This window comes from Corynebacterium sp. HMSC065H09 (assembly GCF_001812845.1).
In the GTDB taxonomy this organism is placed as follows: Bacteria; Actinomycetota; Actinomycetes; order Mycobacteriales; family Mycobacteriaceae; genus Corynebacterium; species Corynebacterium jeikeium_D.
The window spans coordinates 56,910-74,851 of the sequence record NZ_KV810600.1; the positions used below are offsets into that span (position 1 = coordinate 56,910).

General features: G+C 58.2%; 14 protein-coding genes and 5 tRNA genes. 11 read left to right on the top strand and 8 right to left on the bottom strand.

Annotated elements, in window-relative coordinates; genetic code table 11:
• Positions 1-64 precede the first annotated feature (64 nt).
• Positions 65-922, bottom strand: a complete 858-nt coding sequence (locus HMPREF2878_RS09270) for an LmeA family phospholipid-binding protein (RefSeq protein WP_070653392.1) — start codon at positions 920-922, stop codon at positions 65-67.
• An 81-nt stretch (positions 923-1,003) separates the two neighbouring features.
• Here HMPREF2878_RS09270 and mshD point away from each other — a divergent pair, with 81 nt between their 5' ends.
• The 6 genes from mshD to HMPREF2878_RS09300 all read left to right on the top strand — a co-directional run bounded on the left by mshD (position 1,004) and on the right by HMPREF2878_RS09300 (position 7,523).
• On the top strand, positions 1,004-1,912 hold the full coding sequence (gene mshD, locus HMPREF2878_RS09275) for a mycothiol synthase (protein WP_070653393.1): 909 nt from the start codon (positions 1,004-1,006) through the stop codon (positions 1,910-1,912).
• A 341-nt stretch (positions 1,913-2,253) separates the two neighbouring features.
• A complete protein-coding gene (pstS, locus tag HMPREF2878_RS09280; protein ID WP_016421383.1) occupies positions 2,254-3,351 on the top strand; it encodes a phosphate ABC transporter substrate-binding protein PstS in 1,098 nt (365 codons plus the stop codon).
• 237 nt (positions 3,352-3,588) lie between these two features.
• Entirely contained in the window at positions 3,589-4,632 is a 1,044-nt protein-coding gene (gene pstC, locus HMPREF2878_RS09285; protein WP_049173061.1) for a phosphate ABC transporter permease subunit PstC, read from the top strand.
• A gap of 77 nt (positions 4,633-4,709) precedes the next feature.
• Positions 4,710-5,603 (top strand): phosphate ABC transporter permease PstA, encoded by an 894-nt coding sequence (gene pstA, locus HMPREF2878_RS09290; RefSeq protein ID WP_070653399.1) that lies wholly within the window; start codon positions 4,710-4,712, stop codon positions 5,601-5,603.
• A 48-nt stretch (positions 5,604-5,651) separates the two neighbouring features.
• Positions 5,652-6,428: a phosphate ABC transporter ATP-binding protein PstB gene (pstB, locus tag HMPREF2878_RS09295; protein WP_016421380.1), complete on the top strand. Its 777-nt coding sequence runs from the start codon at positions 5,652-5,654 to the stop codon at positions 6,426-6,428.
• A 264-nt stretch (positions 6,429-6,692) separates the two neighbouring features.
• Positions 6,693-7,523, top strand: coding sequence for a hypothetical protein (locus HMPREF2878_RS09300; protein WP_083310842.1), 831 nt, complete (start codon positions 6,693-6,695; stop codon positions 7,521-7,523).
• Between the two features lie 358 nt (positions 7,524-7,881).
• On the opposite strand, the gene phoU is transcribed toward HMPREF2878_RS09300, so the two are convergent.
• The 6 genes from phoU to HMPREF2878_RS09330 all read right to left on the bottom strand — a co-directional run bounded on the left by phoU (position 7,882) and on the right by HMPREF2878_RS09330 (position 15,941).
• Positions 7,882-8,619, bottom strand: a complete 738-nt coding sequence (phoU, locus tag HMPREF2878_RS09305; RefSeq protein ID WP_080969597.1) for a phosphate signaling complex protein PhoU — start codon at positions 8,617-8,619, stop codon at positions 7,882-7,884.
• A gap of 90 nt (positions 8,620-8,709) precedes the next feature.
• Positions 8,710-9,867 (bottom strand): tRNA dihydrouridine synthase DusB, encoded by a 1,158-nt coding sequence (gene dusB, locus HMPREF2878_RS09310; RefSeq protein ID WP_042388893.1) that lies wholly within the window; start codon positions 9,865-9,867, stop codon positions 8,710-8,712.
• 132 nt (positions 9,868-9,999) lie between these two features.
• Entirely contained in the window at positions 10,000-11,739 is a 1,740-nt protein-coding gene (cydC, locus tag HMPREF2878_RS09315; RefSeq protein WP_070653395.1) for a thiol reductant ABC exporter subunit CydC, read from the bottom strand.
• On the bottom strand, positions 11,736-13,286 hold the full coding sequence (locus HMPREF2878_RS09320; protein WP_083310843.1) for an ABC transporter ATP-binding protein/permease: 1,551 nt from the start codon (positions 13,284-13,286) through the stop codon (positions 11,736-11,738). Before HMPREF2878_RS09320 ends, cydC begins: the two co-directional genes overlap by 4 nt.
• A gap of 29 nt (positions 13,287-13,315) precedes the next feature.
• Positions 13,316-14,332 (bottom strand): cytochrome d ubiquinol oxidase subunit II, encoded by a 1,017-nt coding sequence (gene cydB / locus HMPREF2878_RS09325; protein WP_016421374.1) that lies wholly within the window; start codon positions 14,330-14,332, stop codon positions 13,316-13,318.
• Positions 14,333-14,351: 19 nt separating this feature from the next.
• Positions 14,352-15,941, bottom strand: coding sequence for a cytochrome ubiquinol oxidase subunit I (locus tag HMPREF2878_RS09330; RefSeq protein ID WP_070643088.1), 1,590 nt, complete (start codon positions 15,939-15,941; stop codon positions 14,352-14,354).
• A gap of 217 nt (positions 15,942-16,158) precedes the next feature.
• Here HMPREF2878_RS09330 and HMPREF2878_RS09335 point away from each other — a divergent pair.
• Positions 16,159-16,231, top strand: a tRNA-Lys gene (locus tag HMPREF2878_RS09335).
• Positions 16,232-16,306: 75 nt separating this feature from the next.
• Here HMPREF2878_RS09335 and HMPREF2878_RS09340 read toward each other — a convergent pair.
• Positions 16,307-16,837, bottom strand: a complete 531-nt coding sequence (locus HMPREF2878_RS09340; RefSeq protein ID WP_016421372.1) for an NUDIX hydrolase — start codon at positions 16,835-16,837, stop codon at positions 16,307-16,309.
• Between the two features lie 200 nt (positions 16,838-17,037).
• On the opposite strand from HMPREF2878_RS09340, the gene HMPREF2878_RS09345 reads away from it, so the two are divergent.
• The 4 genes from HMPREF2878_RS09345 (at position 17,038) to HMPREF2878_RS09360 (ending at position 17,851) form a co-directional block, all read left to right on the top strand.
• A tRNA-Glu gene (locus tag HMPREF2878_RS09345) sits at positions 17,038-17,113 on the top strand.
• A 14-nt stretch (positions 17,114-17,127) separates the two neighbouring features.
• Positions 17,128-17,201, top strand: a tRNA-Asp gene (locus HMPREF2878_RS09350).
• A 481-nt stretch (positions 17,202-17,682) separates the two neighbouring features.
• Positions 17,683-17,759 (top strand) — tRNA-Asp (locus HMPREF2878_RS09355).
• A 19-nt stretch (positions 17,760-17,778) separates the two neighbouring features.
• Positions 17,779-17,851 (top strand) — tRNA-Phe (locus HMPREF2878_RS09360).
• Positions 17,852-17,942: the final 91 nt, after the last annotated feature.

The window sequence follows — 17,942 nt, forward strand, 5'->3', positions numbered from 1 at the left end:
ATGGGCTGTTGTCGCATGGTGCTAACGCTGCACCGACGCTTAACGGCGATGCTTGACGACGGCCTTAGCGACGCACCCGACAGTTCTTCTCCGGCAGCTTCTCCGTGGATTGAGCTGACGCCTCGGCATCCTGCTGGGATGTCGGCGGCATGAAGTTTGTTGGCGACACGGTGCACAGAATCTGTTCGCCTTCGATGGTGATAGAACCGCCCGACACGTACACGCGAGTCGCCGGCATGCCCATCGGTATCTCTGAATCCCGCAGCGTCAGAGCGAAGGTGTCCATGATGTGCTGCGTATCAGCCTCAGACAGCTCAGGTTTGATGTGGCTTTTAGAATCCGTTGGGGACGAGGGCGCAGAAATAATCTCCATCGGCGTAATGACCACGTCGCGGCTGACAATGCGCAACTTCGCCGTAACCTGGGTTTTTCCCTGCCATCCGGCTGGCGTGGCCTCGAAGATAGCCTCGGTCTCCCAGCCGCCGGTGGGGGAGGAGTCCTTCAGGCTCTGGATGCTCAAATCGGTCAGTCCCAGCTTGTTTCCCAGAGAGACACCGTCGAGCGAGAGCTTAGTGAAGTACTGCTTCGTCGGCGATTCTGGGAAATTACCGCTGAGCACTGCCGATGCCGGGATCTTAACGTTGGAAGCTCCGTACTCCAGAGATACCAAGCCGAAGTCGGGCACCTCGACATCGCGGATGCGCGAGGTTACGGAGCTCCACTTACCCGTAACAAAGGAAGACAAGTAGGCCTTGCCACCAATGGCGACGTATGGGGTCATCTCCAGCTGAGCAGTCTCCTGAATATGCTCGGAGAGCTTGTACTCCGCATGGCTGGCGAAGCCCATGTCGGTGGCAATCACCAGCGCGGCAACGGCGAGGATAGAGCCACCGATCTTCTTCTGTCGTCGGGAAATGGACACACTCTATTAGTACCCCATCGCTTTTGGCTCAGACGACATCGGGGAAGTGTTGAATTCGCTGCTGTGTATAGGGTGGGGCGTATGAACGTAACCGAACTGCTTGACGTAGACACCACCGCCGCCGATACGCTACTGCAGCACGCCCACTCCGCCGACGGCGTGGAGGCGTTCGGCGAGGCTTTCGTCCGAGGGCTTGACGACGACTCTTTCGGGCATCGACACTTTGCGATTATTGAGAACGACCGTTACTTGGGCCTGGCAGCCGTTGCGCCAGATGCTGTGGAAATGGCTGTTGACCCGGAGTTTCGTAAGCAAGGAGTGGGGGCGAAGCTGCTAGCGCACATCGATGCTGAGGTCGGCGAGCGCCTGCCTATCTGGGCTCACGGAGATGTTGCCGGTGCCAGTCGTTTGGCAGAGTTGACGGGACGCAAGGTCATCCGCGAGCTGTTGCAGATGTCCATTTCGAGCTCAGCGTTGGAGAAGGCGGCGGGGGACGTCGATAAGCGTGATGATGTTGAAGCGCTAACCCTGACTGCGGCACGTGCGAAGTGGGGTGAGGCGGCCGTGGATCGGGCGTGGTTGGCTGTGAATAACGAGGCGTTTGACTGGCATCCGGAGCAGGGTGGTTGGTCGCAGCCACAACTCGATCGAGCTCGAAACGTGCAGTGGTTCGACCCGGAGGGCGTTTTCTTTGCTGCGGATGTGGCCGGGGCGCGCGACAGTGCGGAGGAGATTTGCGGTTTCCACTGGACGAAGTGGCACGCCGAGGAGTCTGTGCCAACTGGTGAGGTGTATGTGATCGGGCTGAGCTCGAAGGCACGCGGACGTGGCCTGGGGCGATGGCTGACCAATGTTGGGCTTTCCTATCTCCGGAACCGGGGAGCGGAAAAGGTAATTCTCTATGTGGAAGGCGACAATGCGCCGGCAGTGCGCACGTACCGTGCGGTCGGTTTCGAGGTGGCCCGCCGTGATGTGATGTACGGCGCGTAGATGCGACGGTTCGGTTTATTGGGGGAGTTATTGAAGGCGAGTTGTTGAAGGGGGAGCTTAGCTTTATCTCAGTTTTAGGTGGTTTTCCTCTGGCGCGGGGGCAATGATTCTTGTGTTTTTGAGGAGATGCTGTCCAATCCTCAGTGTTTCAGGGGCGCATTTTAGGGCCTCTTACAGGGAAAATGAGGATAAATAAAGAATTACTTGCGCCGTTCACCAATTGTTAATGTTCTGAACAGGTTCCGGTTACTATCGGTAGATAGGTTCAGCGCAGTGGACCGGAGTGTGGCGGTTCCACGTGAACTGTTTCACTCATTGTGTAAAACCCCGGAGGATTTACTGTGCTGAAGAAGAACCGTGCGGCATCTGTCATTGGTTTGGCCGCTGTTGCAAGCCTTACCCTGGCTGCTTGCTCTGAAGAGGGCGGCGAAGGCGCTTCTAACGTTGAGGGTCTGGCTGACGTCACCGGTGAGCTGCAGGGCGAGGGCGCTACCTCGCAGCAGCGCGCCATGGATTTGTTTGCCACCAAGTTTGAAGAGACCGGCTCGACCCTGTCGTACAACGCATCTGGCTCTGGTTCCGGTCAGACTCAGTTCATTGCCGGCACCGTTGCTTTCGCTGGCTCTGACTCCCCGCTGAAGGAGAAGGACGGCAAGGACCAGGTCGCAGAGGCTAAGAAGCGCTGCGACGGCAATGAAGCATGGCACCTGCCGATGGTTATCGGTCCGGTTGCCGTTGCCTACAACCTCGAGGGTGTTGACGTCGCTCTGACCCCGGCTCTGGTTGCTGAAATCTTCGACGGCAAGATCACCAAGTGGAACGACCCGAAGATCGCTGAGGTCAACGAGGGTGTCGATCTTCCGGAGAAGGACATCAAGGTTGTCTACCGCTCTGAGGAGTCCGGTACTACTGATAACTTCATGAAGTTCCTGAGCGCAGCTGCTCCGGAGCAGTGGCAGCACGAGGCTTCCAAGTCCTTCCCGACTGCTACTGGCCAGGGTGCTAACGGCTCGGCTGGTGTTGTCAACGAGGTCGCCAACATCGACGGTGCTATCACCTACGTCGAGGCTGGCTTCGCTGAGGACAAGGACCTGGGCATCGCCAAGATGGACTTCGGTCATGGTCCGGTTGAGCTGAACAACGACACCGTCGGTAAGGCTCTGGATTCCGTCACGTTCAAGACTGAGGGTCACAACATGGTTGTTGACACCGACGCTCTGTTCGCAATGGATGAGGAAGGCGCTTACCCGCTGGTTCTGACCACTTACGAAATCGTCTGCTCCGCTGGTTACGACGAGCAGACTCGTGACCTGGTTAAGAACTTCCTGAAGGTTGTTCTGGAAGAGGGCCAGGGCCCAGAGCTCGAAGAGCTGGGTTACATCCCGGTTCAAGGTGAGTTCAAGGACAAGCTGTCCGCAGCGGTTGACGCTATCAAGTAATTCTTTGCGTGCAACGCGGGTGAAAGCAGAGTGAGCTCTGTCGTTACCCCAGTTGGCGCGAGGGTCACTTCAGCCGGCCACGCAGATTTGAGCTGTAGGCCGAAAACCTGACGTAGACCGGTTGGCTTTATATATCGACACCTCAGTTGATTGGGTACCGCTCGTAGAGGGGTACTGAGGCCAATCGGTCTTCATGTGCGTTGAAGCACAAATCACTTCTACTTAGGAAATGAGATCATGAGTTCCTCGACTCCCATTGAAGGGAAGCAGGAGGCTGTAGACAGCAGTCTGTTGCAGTCCTCAGCACCGCAGGTGGATTCCTCCGGCGACGAGAGCTCGGAAGAGCAAGCCATTCAGACCGGCGTTGTTCGTCCTGGTGACCGAATCTTCAAGATTCTGGCGGTAGGATCTTCCGCATTGGTGACTGCTGCCATCATCGCAATTGCAGTGTTCCTGCTCCTGCGCGCAGTTCCGGCAATGTCCCGTAACGAAGCGAACTTCTTCACCTACACCGAACGATGGAACCTGGCGGATACCTCCGCCATGTACTTCGGTATTCCGAACATGTTTCTGGTGACCGTCGCGGTTTCCATCCTGGCGCTGATTCTGGCTATGCCGGTTGCGCTGGGTATTGCTATCTTCCTGACTGCCTATGCTCCAAAGAAGATGGTCAAGCCGCTGGGTTACCTCGTGGATTTGCTGGCCGCAGTGCCGTCGATTGTTTACGGTCTGTGGGGCTTTATGGCTCTCGGTCCGGCCTTGGCTGGTCTGTACGGGTGGTTGGCTAAGACACTGGGCTTTATCCCGATGTTTGCCCTGTACCCAAACTCGCCGGCATTCGAGACCGGTCGAAACCTCTTCACCGGTGGCATTGTGCTGGCAATTATGATTCTGCCGGTTATCGCGGCTACCACCCGTGAGGTCTTTGTTCAGACCCCGCGTGGTCACATTGAGGCATCGCTGGCTCTCGGTGCGACCCGTTGGGAGATGGTCAAGCTGGCTATTCTGCCATTCGGTCGTTCTGGCTTTATCTCCGGCTCGATGCTGGGTCTGGGACGTGCTCTCGGTGAGACGATGGCTCTCTACCTCGTGATCTCCCCGTCCTCGGCATTCCGTGGCTCGCTTTTCGATGGTGGTACCACCTTCGCAACCGCAATTGCTAATGCGGCACCAGAGTTCAATGACAACCTCAAGGCCGGCGCATACATGTCCGCAGGTTTGGTGCTGTTCTTGCTGACCTTCGTGGTCAACTCCGCAGCCCGAATGATTGCGAAGAAGTAGCAAGGTCGTAGGAAAAGAAACGAGAAGTAACAATGACTAGTTCAACTACTGATTCTTCGCCTCACGGCCCTGCAGACATGGTCCCCACCACGGAGTCGGCTTTCACCCAAATTAAGGGTTCCCGCAAGGTGGCAGACAACGTCTCCACGGTCCTCATTTACTGCTGCATGGCTCTTGCCCTGATCCCGCTGGTGTGGGTTCTCTTCGAGCTTGTCGTCCGAGGCACCCCGTCACTGCTGAGTGGTGAGTGGTGGACTGCTTCCCAGCGTGGTGTCACTGTTGGTGCGTCTGCCGGTGGTGTTGCTCACGCAATCGTCGGTACCTTGGTTCAGGCTCTGGTCACGACTCTCATGACCGTGCCGTTCGGTATCTTCGTCGCCATCTACTTGGTCGAGTATGCAGGTAACTCCCGTCTGGGCAAGGTCACCACCTTCATGGTCGACATCCGCTCCGGTGTGCCGTCGATCGTCGCGTCGCTGTTCATCTACTCGATGTGGGTGGTCATGTTCGGCATGAGCCGTTCCGGTTTCGCTGTCTCGCTGGCGCTGGTTCTGCTGATGCTGCCGATCGTTGTGCGCAACACCGAGGAAATGCTGCGCATCGTTCCGCACGAGTTGCGTGAAGCCTCTTACGCTCTGGGTGTTCCGAAGTGGAAGACCATTTTGAAGATTGTGCTCCCGACCGCACTGTCGGGCATCGTCACCGGCGTCATGCTGGCCGTCGCCCGCGTCATGGGTGAGTCCGCACCGATGCTGATCCTGGTTGCAACCTCGCGAATCATCACCTATAACCCGTTCGGCCAGTCGCAGTCCTCGCTGCCGCTGTTCATGCTGGACATGTACAAGGCCGGTAATACCGGTGCGGCATTCGACAAGATGTGGGGCGCAGCGCTCACGCTGGTTCTCATCATTGCCCTCATCAATATCCTGGCGCGCTTCGTATCCGCCAAGTTCTCCGTCAAGAGCAGTTAATGCTGGGCGCCTAACGTCCGCTATTTCAAGGAAGGTTTTTGAAAGACCATGGCTAAGCGCCTAGACCTTAACGATGTCAACATCTACTACGGCGATTTCCACGCTGTGCAGAACGTCGACCTGCACGTCCCGCCGCGTTCCGTTACCGCATTCATTGGCCCGTCCGGCTGTGGTAAGTCCACCGTGCTCCGTTCGCTGAACCGTATGCACGAGGTCATCCCGGGTGCCTACGTCACTGGCGAGGTGCTTCTCGACGGCGAAAACATCTATGGCCCGAAGATCGATCCGGTCTCCGTTCGTAACACCATCGGTATGGTGTTCCAGCGTCCGAACCCGTTCCCGACCATGTCCATCGAGGACAACGTCGTGGCTGGCCTGAAGTTGGCCGGTGTTAAAAACAAGGCTCATCTCCAGGAGGTTGCCGAGAAGTCCCTGCGCGGCGCCAACCTCTGGGATGAGGTCAAGGACCGCCTGGACAAGCCGGGTGGCGGCCTCTCCGGTGGTCAGCAGCAGCGTCTATGCATCGCACGTGCAATTGCAGTTGAGCCGGAAGTTCTGCTGATGGATGAGCCGTGTTCCGCACTGGACCCGATTTCCACCCTGGCAATCGAGGACCTGATTCATGAGCTGAAGGAAGAATTCACCATCGTCATCGTGACCCACAACATGCAGCAGGCAGCTCGTGTGTCCGATCAGACCGCATTCTTCTCCCTCGAGGCAACCGGTAAGCCGGGTCGCCTGGTTGAGGTTGGCCCGACCAAGAAGATCTTCGAGAATCCAGACAAGAAGGAAACCGAGGACTACATCTCCGGTCGCTTCGGCTAAACGCTTTGCGTATGCCGTAATAAGCCAATAAGAGCCCCGTACTTCACGCGTGTTCACGCGAGGTACGGGGTTCTTATTGTTGTTGCAGTTTATGAGATTGCTGTTTGTTTCGGTGTGGGGCCGGGGGTGAAAATAATGTTTGTTTTGGGGCGGAATTGTCTGTTTGTTATCGGGCGGGGTAATCTTCCGAAGACGCAATCGAGCGTCCCCCGGAAAACTGTAGAGGGATCTGGGTAAATATATTTACATAGGAGTTATTCAATTATGGATAACCAGCAAAACGCGCAGTTCAATCCTCAGTTTTCCCCTGTGGGTGAGCAATCTTGGCCAGTAATCGCCGAAGAGAAAGCGCCGAAGCCAATTGTCGGTTACATTGCACTTGTAGTTGCGATTATTGGTTTACTCGGTTGTATCCCGGGGGCTTTGATTATTGGTTGGGTGGCGCTACCGGTTGCATTTATTTTATCGGTCGTCGGACTGTTTCAGCGCGCAACTACCAAAAAACCAGCTCTTATCGCTCTGATTCTTTCTGTGTTGGGATTGCTCATTGCGCCAATTGTATTTGTTTCTTCGGTAGGCAATGCCGTGGATGATGCGTTCAATCGGGATACGACTGCCTCTAGCCCGGATGGAAGCAAATCTGATTCTTCCGATTCTGGTGCTGCGGGCAGTAGTCGGGAGAATCCGTTGCCGATTGGAACGACCATCGAAAGTGAGCAGTGGGCCATTACTATCGATAGCGTAAATCTAAACGCTAACGATGAGGTTCTGGCGGAAAATCAGTTCAATGACCCTGCTCCAGAGGGGTTTGTATACGGACTTGTGCATGTTACTGCAAAGTACAAGGGGAATGACCCTCAGGGGCAGAGTTCCTGGCTTGGTATTAATTATGTAACTGCAGGTGGCCAAACCACGGACGAAACGGAGCTTTGGGCGGTGGTGCCTGACGAGTTTGACACCCTCGAGACGGTGTATGAGAACGGCGAAATCGCAGGTAACGTGGTAATCGTTGTGCCCATTGATGGGGCAGATCAGGGAGTTCTGGCAGTCACCCCAGATTTAATGTCAAAGAAGTCTTTTGTTGCTGTCTCTTGAGTAGCGGCTGTCTCTTGGGCCGCGGGGATGGACACGATATAGGAATCGGCATTCTCCAGACATCTAACGCGAAAAGTAATCGCACAAACAGTTACTGACTAGGTTTATGACAGGTGAATAGCGTTTACAGGCGGTAAAGTGTCATAAACCTAGTCAGTTTCTCGGTTTGAGGCGGTGTTGTGGCTGGGGCAGTGTTTAGCCTGGTGTGGCTTAAAAACAGCTCCACTTCGGTTTAAAACCCCGTGCCAGTTGGCCCATCGACGCAGCTCAACAGCCCCCGACATCCCTACAGCTCAGCCCAACACCCAGCCCGCCGAGCAGCCCAACAGCCCCCCCAACAGCCTGCAGCTTCACGAACCTACATCCGCAGGTGACGCTCCAAGGCCTGCAGGCGTTGGTTAAAGCTGCGCTGGTCGCGCTCATCCTCGAGCTTGTCCAGGTAGACATCGCGCTTGTAACCGGTGGCCAGGTAAATAATCCGGGCGGCAACCTCGACAGCGTGATCCGCGTAACGCTCGTAGAAGCGGCTCAGCAGAGTGACATCCACTGTCTGCGCAGGGGAGTGCGGCCAATTATCGTCGTTGGTCAGCGTAAACAGGTGCTGGTGAATGTCATCGATGCTGTCATCGGTCTTATCCAAGGCCAATGCCTGGTCAACGTCGTAGTCGATGAGCACCTGACGGGTTTCATGCGTCATCTGCTCAGATACGGAGGCCATCTCGCGGAAGAACCCCTCCACGGGCTCCGGCAGTGCCTTGTTCGGGTGGCGACGCCGGGCAACGTTGGCAATATGCACACTCAACGCGCCCATGCGGGAGATGTCCTCGACAATGTAGAGGCCACTGACAATCTGTCGGAGATCACCAGCCACAGGAGCTTCGCGGGCCAACAGCTCGAAGGCTCGCTGCTCCGCATCCTGGCGCAGGTCCTCGAGAGAATCAATCTGGGAAAGAACTGTTTCAGCCGAGACCAAATCAGCCTCGAAGAGGGCCTTGTTCGCAAGCTTGTGCATGGAGCCAACTCGGTCACACATCACAATCAGGCTGTGGGCCAAGTTGTCCATTTGTTCTCGGTAGACAGTGCGCATGCGTTCCATAGTAGGCAATCCTCAACAACGTCGCGCGTTAGTGGGGAGCCCCCAATTACCCCTCGTAAAGTTATGTAAACACTCGCTCAGAACCGAAGCTTAGCCACCGGAGTGCATAATCTCCGCGCCCTCGGGCACGGTGTCGTCCTCCGGGTCGTCCAGCCAGCCCTCCGGCAATACCACCTTTGCAGGGGACCCCTGTCGGCCGCGGGCGCCGTCGGCGTCCTCCGGGCGGGCGTGGGCGCTGGGGCCGTCGTAAAGCGGTGCGAGAATCTCGTCGAGCGTTGCCAGCGAATCGACGCGCGCAAGAGACTTCCGCACCTCACTACCGGCAGGGTATCCCCGCAGGTACCAGGCAATGTGCTTGCGCAGGTCGCGGCAGCCTTTACGCTCGCCCTCGTGCTCCACGAGCAGTTCCGCGTGACGACGGATAATCCCCGCGACCTCACCAAATGTTGGTGCCGGCGGCACTTCTTCGCCACGCAGCTCGGCGGACAACTGCGCGAACAGCCACGGGCGGCCAAGGCAGCCGCGACCGACGACGACACCGTCGCAGCCGGTCTCGTCGAGCATTTTGCGGGCATCGGTGGAGGCAAAGATGTCGCCGTTGCCAAGCACCGGGATATCGCTGTAGCCGGAGTCGACCATGTGCTCCTTCAGCCGCGCGATCTGCGACCAGTCAGCGTGGCCGGAGTAGCGCTGCGCTGCGGTGCGGGCATGCAGAGCCACAGCCTGGGCGCCCATCTCAGCGGCGATGCGGCCGGCATCGAGATGCGTGTGGTGCTCGTCGTCGATACCGACGCGGAATTTCACGGTCACCGGGATGTCCGTGCCCTCAGTGGCTTTTACCGCTGCGGCGACGATGTTGCCGAAGAGACGGCGCTTATACGGCAGTGCCGAGCCGCCGCCCTTGCGAGTGACCTTCGGTACCGGGCAGCCGAAGTTCATATCGATGTGGTCGGCGAGGTTTTCGTCGACAATCATCTTTGCGGCCTCGTAGGTCCACTTCGGGTCAGTGGTGTAGAGCTGCAGGCTGCGCGGGTTTTCGTCAGGCGCGAAGGTGGTCATGTGCATGGTCTTCTCGTTGTGCTCGACCAGTGCTCGCGCGGTGACCATCTCGCAGACATAGAGGCCCGAGACCGTGCCTGTACGCTGCAGCTCCTGCTCGCGGCACAGCGTTCGGAATGCCACGTTGGTGACACCGGCCATCGGAGCGAGTACCACGGGGGAAGCGAGCTCAAAGGGGCCGATGTGCATGTGCGCGGACGTGGCATCGGCGGGCTTGGCGGCGCTGAGTGGACTCGTGGAGGTATCTAACACGTACAGTATTGTGTCACGCTGAACTGCCGTTTTCGAATCTGTTTTGGGCGGCCGGTTGAATCGCCCCGGTTAGCGCTGCGTCCGCGGATGCCTGACGACGATCACCGTCCGGCGACCCCTCCCACCGGGCAGGTCGGTGGTATTCCGAAGAATTTCCAGGATGTGGTTCGACTCTTCGTCGAGGTGTTCGGTGGGTTCGTCGAGAAGCAGGATTGGCGCTGTGCTGACAAGTGCCCGGGTGAGAATGAGCCTGCGCCGCTGACCACCCGAGAGACTGTCCGCGCCGCTGTCCAGAATCGTGTCCAGGCCGTCGGGTGCGGCATCGACCCAATTGCGCAGGCCCACGGCGTCCAGTACGGAGTAGATGTCATCGTCGCTGACCTGCGGGTTACCAATAGAGATGTTGTCCCGCACCGTCGTGGCGAAAATGTGCTCATCCTCGGCGATAAAACGCACCAAGTCGCACTGCTCCGTGTTTACGTGGGGCTCTCCGGCACTTGCCGCACTGCGCCACAGCTCACGTCCGTCTCCGTCAGTGATAGTCACCGTGCCCGCAACCGGCGGGATTAGTCCGGCGATTGTCTTCAGCAGCGTGGTCTTTCCGCTTCCCGACGGCGCCGTGATCTCCCGGTAGTCGCCAAAGGTGACCTCGAAGTTTTGCATCGGCAGTTGAGCTGGCTGGGCAGCGGGCTCTTCCGCAGTATTCGAACTGTTGTCGTCGGGGTAGCCCACGATTAAGTCTTGAACCTGCAGAGTTGGCCGAACTGTCAGGTGGTTCTGAGCGAGCGGGGACGTGTGGATTGGCGCTGTGGGGACTGGGGCTGAGCGCATGGCATCCGCTTCCCCTGATTCACTCGCACTTGACGCGAGCGTCAGCAAGGCTTCCCTCGATTGCGCCAGTGTTTGCGCAGCAGCTGGCAGCGGACCAACCGACTCAAAAGCCGCCAGCGGCACCAGAACCAGAACCGTCAGCCACTCGGGAGAGTGCAGCAAACCGCCGCCAGCGCCCCCGGCCGAATCCGTCACTAACCACGACGCTACGACCACGGTCAGGACAGCGGTCAACACGCTAGCCGCGGTGCTCAGTGCGGAGGCGCGGGCATTTGCTCGACCTGCGGCGTCATCGATGGCCGCAACCGTTTTGCTGGAGGATGACGCGGCAGAGACTGCCTCATCCAACTGGCCGTGGATACGCAGGCCGGCGGCGTCGGAAAGCAGCGCTTCGACGGCAGCGGCATGCGACTGAAGCGCGGCCGCGCGACGCTGACTTGAGCGCGCAGTGGCGCGATACGTCAGGTAAGGAGCAACACCGCCGGCCAGAAGCAGTCCCACCGCCAGGAGAACCGCAGCGGCAGGCGAGAGTAGAGCCACAAAGATGACGGCGATGAGGGAGGTCATAAGCGCCACCAACGCGGGCACTATTGAACGCACGACGGCATCGGCAAGTGCGTCAATATTCGCCCCGAGCGCTGTGACAATATCGGAACGCTCACGCAGCGCCAGCGTACGGTCGGCCACGAAATGCTCCCATAGCTTCACGCGCGAGCGCTCGGCGGTTCGCAACGCCACATCGTGGGAGACCAACCGGTCGAGGTATCGAAACGCAGCTCGCGAAATACCCAGCGCGCGCACAGACGTGACCGCCAAGGTGATGTCCATCAGTGGCGGCATCTGCCAGGAACGCGTAATCAGCCACGCCGACACCACTGTCAGGCTCAACGCGGACAGCAGCGTGATGGTGCCCGCCAACACCGGCCACACCAGGTCGCGGGGTTTCACCAGGCGACGAAGCGCTTGCAGAGTAGTCATCGCGACTGCACCTCCACCACACCATCGGCGGCCGCAATCAACAGCGGATCATGGCTGGTGGCAATCACCGTGGCTCCGCGCCGGGCACGTGCGCGCAGGAGCCTAATCATGGACTGCGCACTGTCGGTATCCAGGTGAGCTGTCGGTTCATCGAGGAGGACGAGGTCGCGGGTGTCGTCGGCAAGCTCGCGCCGAAGCGCCTCCCGCTGACGTTGCCCGAGCGAGCGCCGCGAATTGTCTCCCACCGTCGCTGCGTCCAACACTGGGCGCTGGGGCAGCCACGCGATGCGCCGCAGCAGATCCTGGTCACGGAGAATGCGCTGGCCGTCGCGAATAGTTACGGAGCCTTTCAACCCCTCGTGCACGATGCCGGCGACCGCAAGCAGCGCTGTCGTCTTGCCCACGCCGTTCGGCCCCGCCAGCACCGTCACTGTGCCCGGCCGCGCGATGGCGCTTAATTCACTTGGCCGCACGCCGTCTCGCCCCGGCGCGGAAAGGCGTTCGAACACGACCGTGGGGGCGCTGTGGACACTGCTTGACGACGTTCCTTCGGCCACCTCTTCCACAGTTTCAGAGGTGGTGTCTGTGGAGTTTGGAGTCTGGCCAGCGTCCTTGTCTAACAGTTCCGTGACTTCGGTGGCAGCGACCACACCGTCCTGGGCGGCGTGGAATTTCTGGCCAACCTGGCGCACCGGGCCATAGATTTCTGGGGCGATGATGAGCACTGCCAGGCCGGTTGCCAGCGTCATGTGGCCTCCCAGAAGTCGGAAACCGATGCCGACGGCGATGAGGGCGATTGACAGGGTGGTGAGGAATTCCAGGACCGACGCGGATAGGAAAGCGATGCGCAGGACCTCCATGGTGGATTTCCGGTGGCGGGTCGACAGGCGCTTGATTTCCTCGCTGGGGGTGTCGGCCATGTTGTGCGCTTTGAGCGTTGGCAGGCCGATGACCAGGTCGAGAATCTGACCACGCACCGTGCCGATGTCGGCCAGACGGCGTTCTGTGCGGCCCTCAGTGAGGCGACCTACCAGCCACATGAACAGTGGAATGAGTGGCAGCGTGACAACCGCGATGGCAACCGATGGGAGGTCCAACCATGCGACTGCGACCAGTGCCATCGGGGTAGCCAGCGCTGCGGCCACCAGTGCGGGGAGGAATTCCGCCACGTAGACGGCCACACCATCGAGCCCGACCGAAAGCAATGCGCGCCAGTGCGCGGTGTCGACAGTGCGAGGATCGCGCAGAGCCAGGGCTCGCAGTGCCCGGCTGCGCAGGTCTGTGGCCACGCGTGCACCCGCAGATTGGCCGAAACGCACGAGCGCGTAGGAGCAGGCCACCCGAACGAGTACAGCGGCCGTGGCTATCAGCGCGAATAATGTCCAATTAGGAGTTGCCTCACCCAGAACCTGCGCCGTAATAGTGCCGATTGCCAGCCCCAACGCGATTGTGGCACCTGTGCTCGCGGCGGTCAGTGCGCCCGCGAAAATGACCCAACGCCAGGCTGGGGCCGACAGCTTGAATAGTTTCGGATCGACAGGTGCCACTTTTTAGAAACTAACCTCCAACGGACGGTCTACTGCGAGACCTTACGCTCAGCCATCAACCGCTTGCGGAATACCCAGTATGTCCACGCCTGGTAGGCAATCACCAGTGGGGTAATCACCAGCGCGGTCCAGGTCATGATTTTCAGCGTGTAAGGGTTAGAGGCGGAATTCCAGATATCGAGGGAGACGCCGTCGGCAAGCGTCGTCGGCATCAGGTACGGGTACATGGCGCCGAAGACAACGGTGGTGACGGCAGTCACGGTGACGGCGGTTGCGGAAAAAGCGATGCCGTCGCGGTTGCCTACGGTTGCGGAGATGGCAATGACCAGCCCCGCGACGGCGATAACGACAACAGCCCACAGCCAGGTCTTTCCGTATCCCAACTGTGTCCAGATGAGGAACACGCCGCCAAAAATCAGCGCCGACAGTGCCGGAATTCGAGCGGCGTTGCCGACCTCGTCGCGTAGCTTGCCGGCGGTCTTCAGCCGCAGGAACGTAACTGCGTGAAGAGCGAACACAGCCGCAAACGCAATCCCGCCGACCAGAGCGTACGGGTTCAGCAACCCGAGCAGGGTACTAAAGCCGGAGTCCAAGTTCTTGTCGGCATTCAGCGGGACACCGCGCACCAGGTTCGCGACCGCTACGCCCCACAGAATTGGAGGCAGCCAGGAGCCGAAGATAATCGCGCGGTCGCACCAGGCGCGCCAGTGCTCATCGTTGACTTTGAAGCGCCATTCCAGCCCGACGATACGGACAATCAACGCCACCAGAATCAGGAAGAGCGGCAGGTAGAAGCCGGAAAACATAGACGCATACCATTCCGGAAACGCCGCGAAGAGCGCGCCGCCAGCGGTAATTAGCCACACTTCGTTGCCGTCCCATACCGGCCCGATAGTTCCGAGCATCGCTTTACGACGCGGTTCATCGCGGCCAACGAACGGCAGCAGCATTCCGACGCCGAAGTCAAAGCCCTCGAGAAGGAAGTAGCCGGCGAACAGGAACGCGATCAGGACAAACCACAAAACGGGAAGATCTAATCCGAACATGTCAGAGATACATCCTTATCTACTTTGTGTCCTCAGTCGCGGAGACTTCGGAGTCGGGGCTGGCAGCGGACTGGGCATGGACCTTGTTGAATCGAACCGGAGACGAGATGATCGCGCCCAGATTGGTAGCGATTGGTGACGACGGGCCAGCGTGCTCGGGGTCATTGCCGATGGCGTTGATAGCCTCAGCGGATTCGGTCGGAGGTCCGGCAATAACTGCGCGGCGAATCAACCAGAACCACACCACTGCCAAAATCAGGTAGAGCAGGGTAAAGCCCACCAGGGTGATAATCACCGTGGCCGGTGCGTGGTCGGACACACCCATATCGACGGTCATGCGAATCAGCTCGGTGCGCGGGTCGCCCGCGTGATCCGGGTTCGGGTGCACAATCCAGGGCTGACGGCCCATCTCCGTAAAGATCCAGCCAGCGCTGCTGGCCAAGAACGGGAACGGAATCGCGAGGATACTGCAAGCGGCGAAAATGCGGGCTCGCTTGCCCGTCGGCACGCGCCCCTTGCGAGTAAATAGCCAAGCGAAAAACGCGATAGCCAGAGAACCGACCATGAGCCCAATCATGGCGCGGAAAGACCAGTATGTGACGAACAGATTCGGAGAGTAATTGCCTGGGCCGAAGACCGCCTCAGCTTTTTCTTGCAGGTCCTGCACGCCCTGGAGCGTGACGCCACTGAACTTGCCCTCGGCCAGGAAGGGCAGCACCCATGGCACCTCGATGAGATGCAGCACCGAGTCGCAATTGTTGTGCGTACCGACGGTCAGAATCGAGAACATTGGATCTGTCTGCGTGTGGCACAGGGACTCGGCCGATGCCATCTTCATCGGCTGCTGCTCGAACATAAGCTTGGCCTGGATATCGCCGGTGATAAACACCGCCAGCGAGCTGAGCACAGTTGTCCAGAGCCCGACCTTCATGGACTTGTGAAACGTCCGTTCGTGAACAGTATTGCTCTGGCCACCGCGGCGGCTCTGAACCAGCCACCAGCCACTGACGCCGACAACGAGCGTGCCGGCGGTAAGGAAAGAGCTGGCCACGGCATGCGGGAAAGCTGCCAAGGCAGTGGAGTTGGTCAACAGTGCGCCAAAGTCTGTAAGCTCTGCGCGGCCGGTTTCCGGGTTGTAGACCGCGCCTACAGGATGCTGCATGAACGAATTGGCGACGATGATGAAATACGCCGAGATATTCACCGCAATAGCGACAATCCAAATCGAGAGCGTGTGCATCCAGGTGGGAATACGCCCCCAGCCGAAAATCCACAGTCCCAGGAAAGTGGATTCCAGGAAGAATGCGATGAGGCCTTCAAGAGCCAGCGGGCCGCCGAAGACATCACCGATCATGCGGGAGTACTCCGACCAGTTCATACCGAACTGGAATTCCTGGACGATACCCGTGGCTACGCCCATGGCGAAGTTAATAATGAAGATGGTGCCGAAAAGCCGCGTCGCTCGGTACCAAAGGTCATTTTTCGTCGTGGCCCACAGTGTCTGCATGAGCGCGACGAGCGGAGCTAGACCAATTGTCAGTGGGACAAAAATGAAGTGGTAGACGGTGGTTATGCCAAATTGCCAACGAGATATATCGACGACATCCATGTTTCCTCGACTGAAAAAGTAGACATAAACGATGCGTGTACTTCGTCGGATTTGTCGAAGCCTGCATCAAGTGCCCGCAGTATTCCTGCTTATTAATTCAGTCGGACAGGAGGGGTAAAAAGTTCCGGGGTGTGAACTTATCGACGCGGGCAGGGCAAAACTCGCGGAGGGCAATTATTAAAAACAAGCGCGTAATTGCTAGGCTATTTTGTTGCGCGGGCCTTTAGCTCAGCTGGTAGAGCTACGGACTTTTAATCCGCAGGTCGCGGGTTCGAGCCCCGCAGGGCCCACAAGCACGCAAAACCCCAGGTTATTAACGGCCTGGGGTTTTGTCGTATCTTGCCTGCATTTGCTCTCCGCGGTACCTATTTTTCCCGCTTGTGGTAGCCCATCCGTGGCTTGAAGCCCGCCGGGTGCTTGAGCTGCGCCACTGCATCGGCGACTATCAAGCGGAAGCGTGGCTTCATCGGTGGCATCTGTGAGATCTGGAACCATCCGACATCAGTGGATTCATCATCAGCGACATAGGGGACGTCGTCGCCAACAACACTGCAGCGCATGGAGATATCCAGATATGAGGCAACATCGCCGTTGAGGTGTTCGATAGGGCCAACGGCGCCAGTGCCAAGCAGGGCCTCAACTGTGACATCGAGTCCCGTTTCTTCCTTTACCTCTCGCACGGCGGCGTCGTGAGGCTGCTCGTCCGGGTCGATAATTCCGGTGACTGGGGTCCATTCACCATTATCGGAGCGACGAACCAGCAAGACCTCGGGCAAGGCGTACATCGGTGCATTCGGCGGAACATCGCGAATGACGATAGCCGTGACACCGGGGAGCCAGAGCGGAGCGTGGCCCACTTTTTCGCGGAGCTGAACAATGAAATCCGGAATTGCCATAGTTGCGAGTTTATCTGAGTACTAGTAGCGTCCGCGGAAATAGTAAGAAACTCCAGTTCAACCGTAGATTTTGGGAAAAGGGTACTTATCCTCTATAGTTCTTTACGTTGCTAAGAGCGCGCGCAATTGCAATGTTCATACACTGCAGATGTACGCGGAATATGCCATTGAGTGGCCAACTCTTTGCAGCGTTAAGTCGGGCTCCCATCGTCTAGAGGCCTAGGACTCCGCCCTTTCACGGCGGCAACACGGGTTCGAATCCCGTTGGGAGTACCACTAAAAATCATGATGGCCCTGTGGCGCAGTTGGTTAGCGCGCCGCCCTGTCACGGCGGAGGTCGCGGGTTCAAGTCCCGTCAGGGTCGCAATTCTAAACGCCAGTTCCGGTTGGAGCTGGCGTTTTTTGCTTTTGGTTAGTGGTGCGCTGGGCGTCGGCGTGGGTAATGGACAAAAAGTGTGTCTGATTCTCAAGATGGTGACTGGTGAGAAGCCAAAAACTACGGGCTGCAAACGTGAAACTGTATGAGTTTATGACACTTTCAGGCCATTTTTCGGGCTATTTTTGTCATAAACGTAGTCAGTAACTTGCATCGCCCCAACGCCGCCAGCCATAAACGTAGTCAGTAACTCGCATCGGTGTCACTGGGGGAGAGGGGGGCTTTACCCGGGTTTGGTGGGGAGAGCTTTTGCCACAGTCTAGGTTGTCCCGAGACCCGGGGCTGGATGTCAGTTTTCAACTTAAAATATCCGCCATGAACTGGCGATTTGCTTATGTTCAACGCTGTTCTGTAGAGTAACAACTCGTGCACAGCGCTGGTAATCCAGAAAGATGAGCACAGCATTTAAGGCCCTGTGGCGCAGTTGGTTAGCGCGCCGCCCTGTCACGGCGGAGGTCGCGGGTTCAAGTCCCGTCAGGGTCGCCACTTGATTAATTTCAAGTCTGGCCAGATAGCTCAGTCGGTAGAGCGTCCGCCTGAAAAGTGGAAGGTCAGCGGTTCGATCCCGCTTCTGGCCACAATTAATCCCCAGCCTGGAAACGGGCTGGGGATTCTTTGTTTTACCAGATGTTTGTCGGGTTAAGTAGCAAAAAGTGTGTCCGCTCGGCG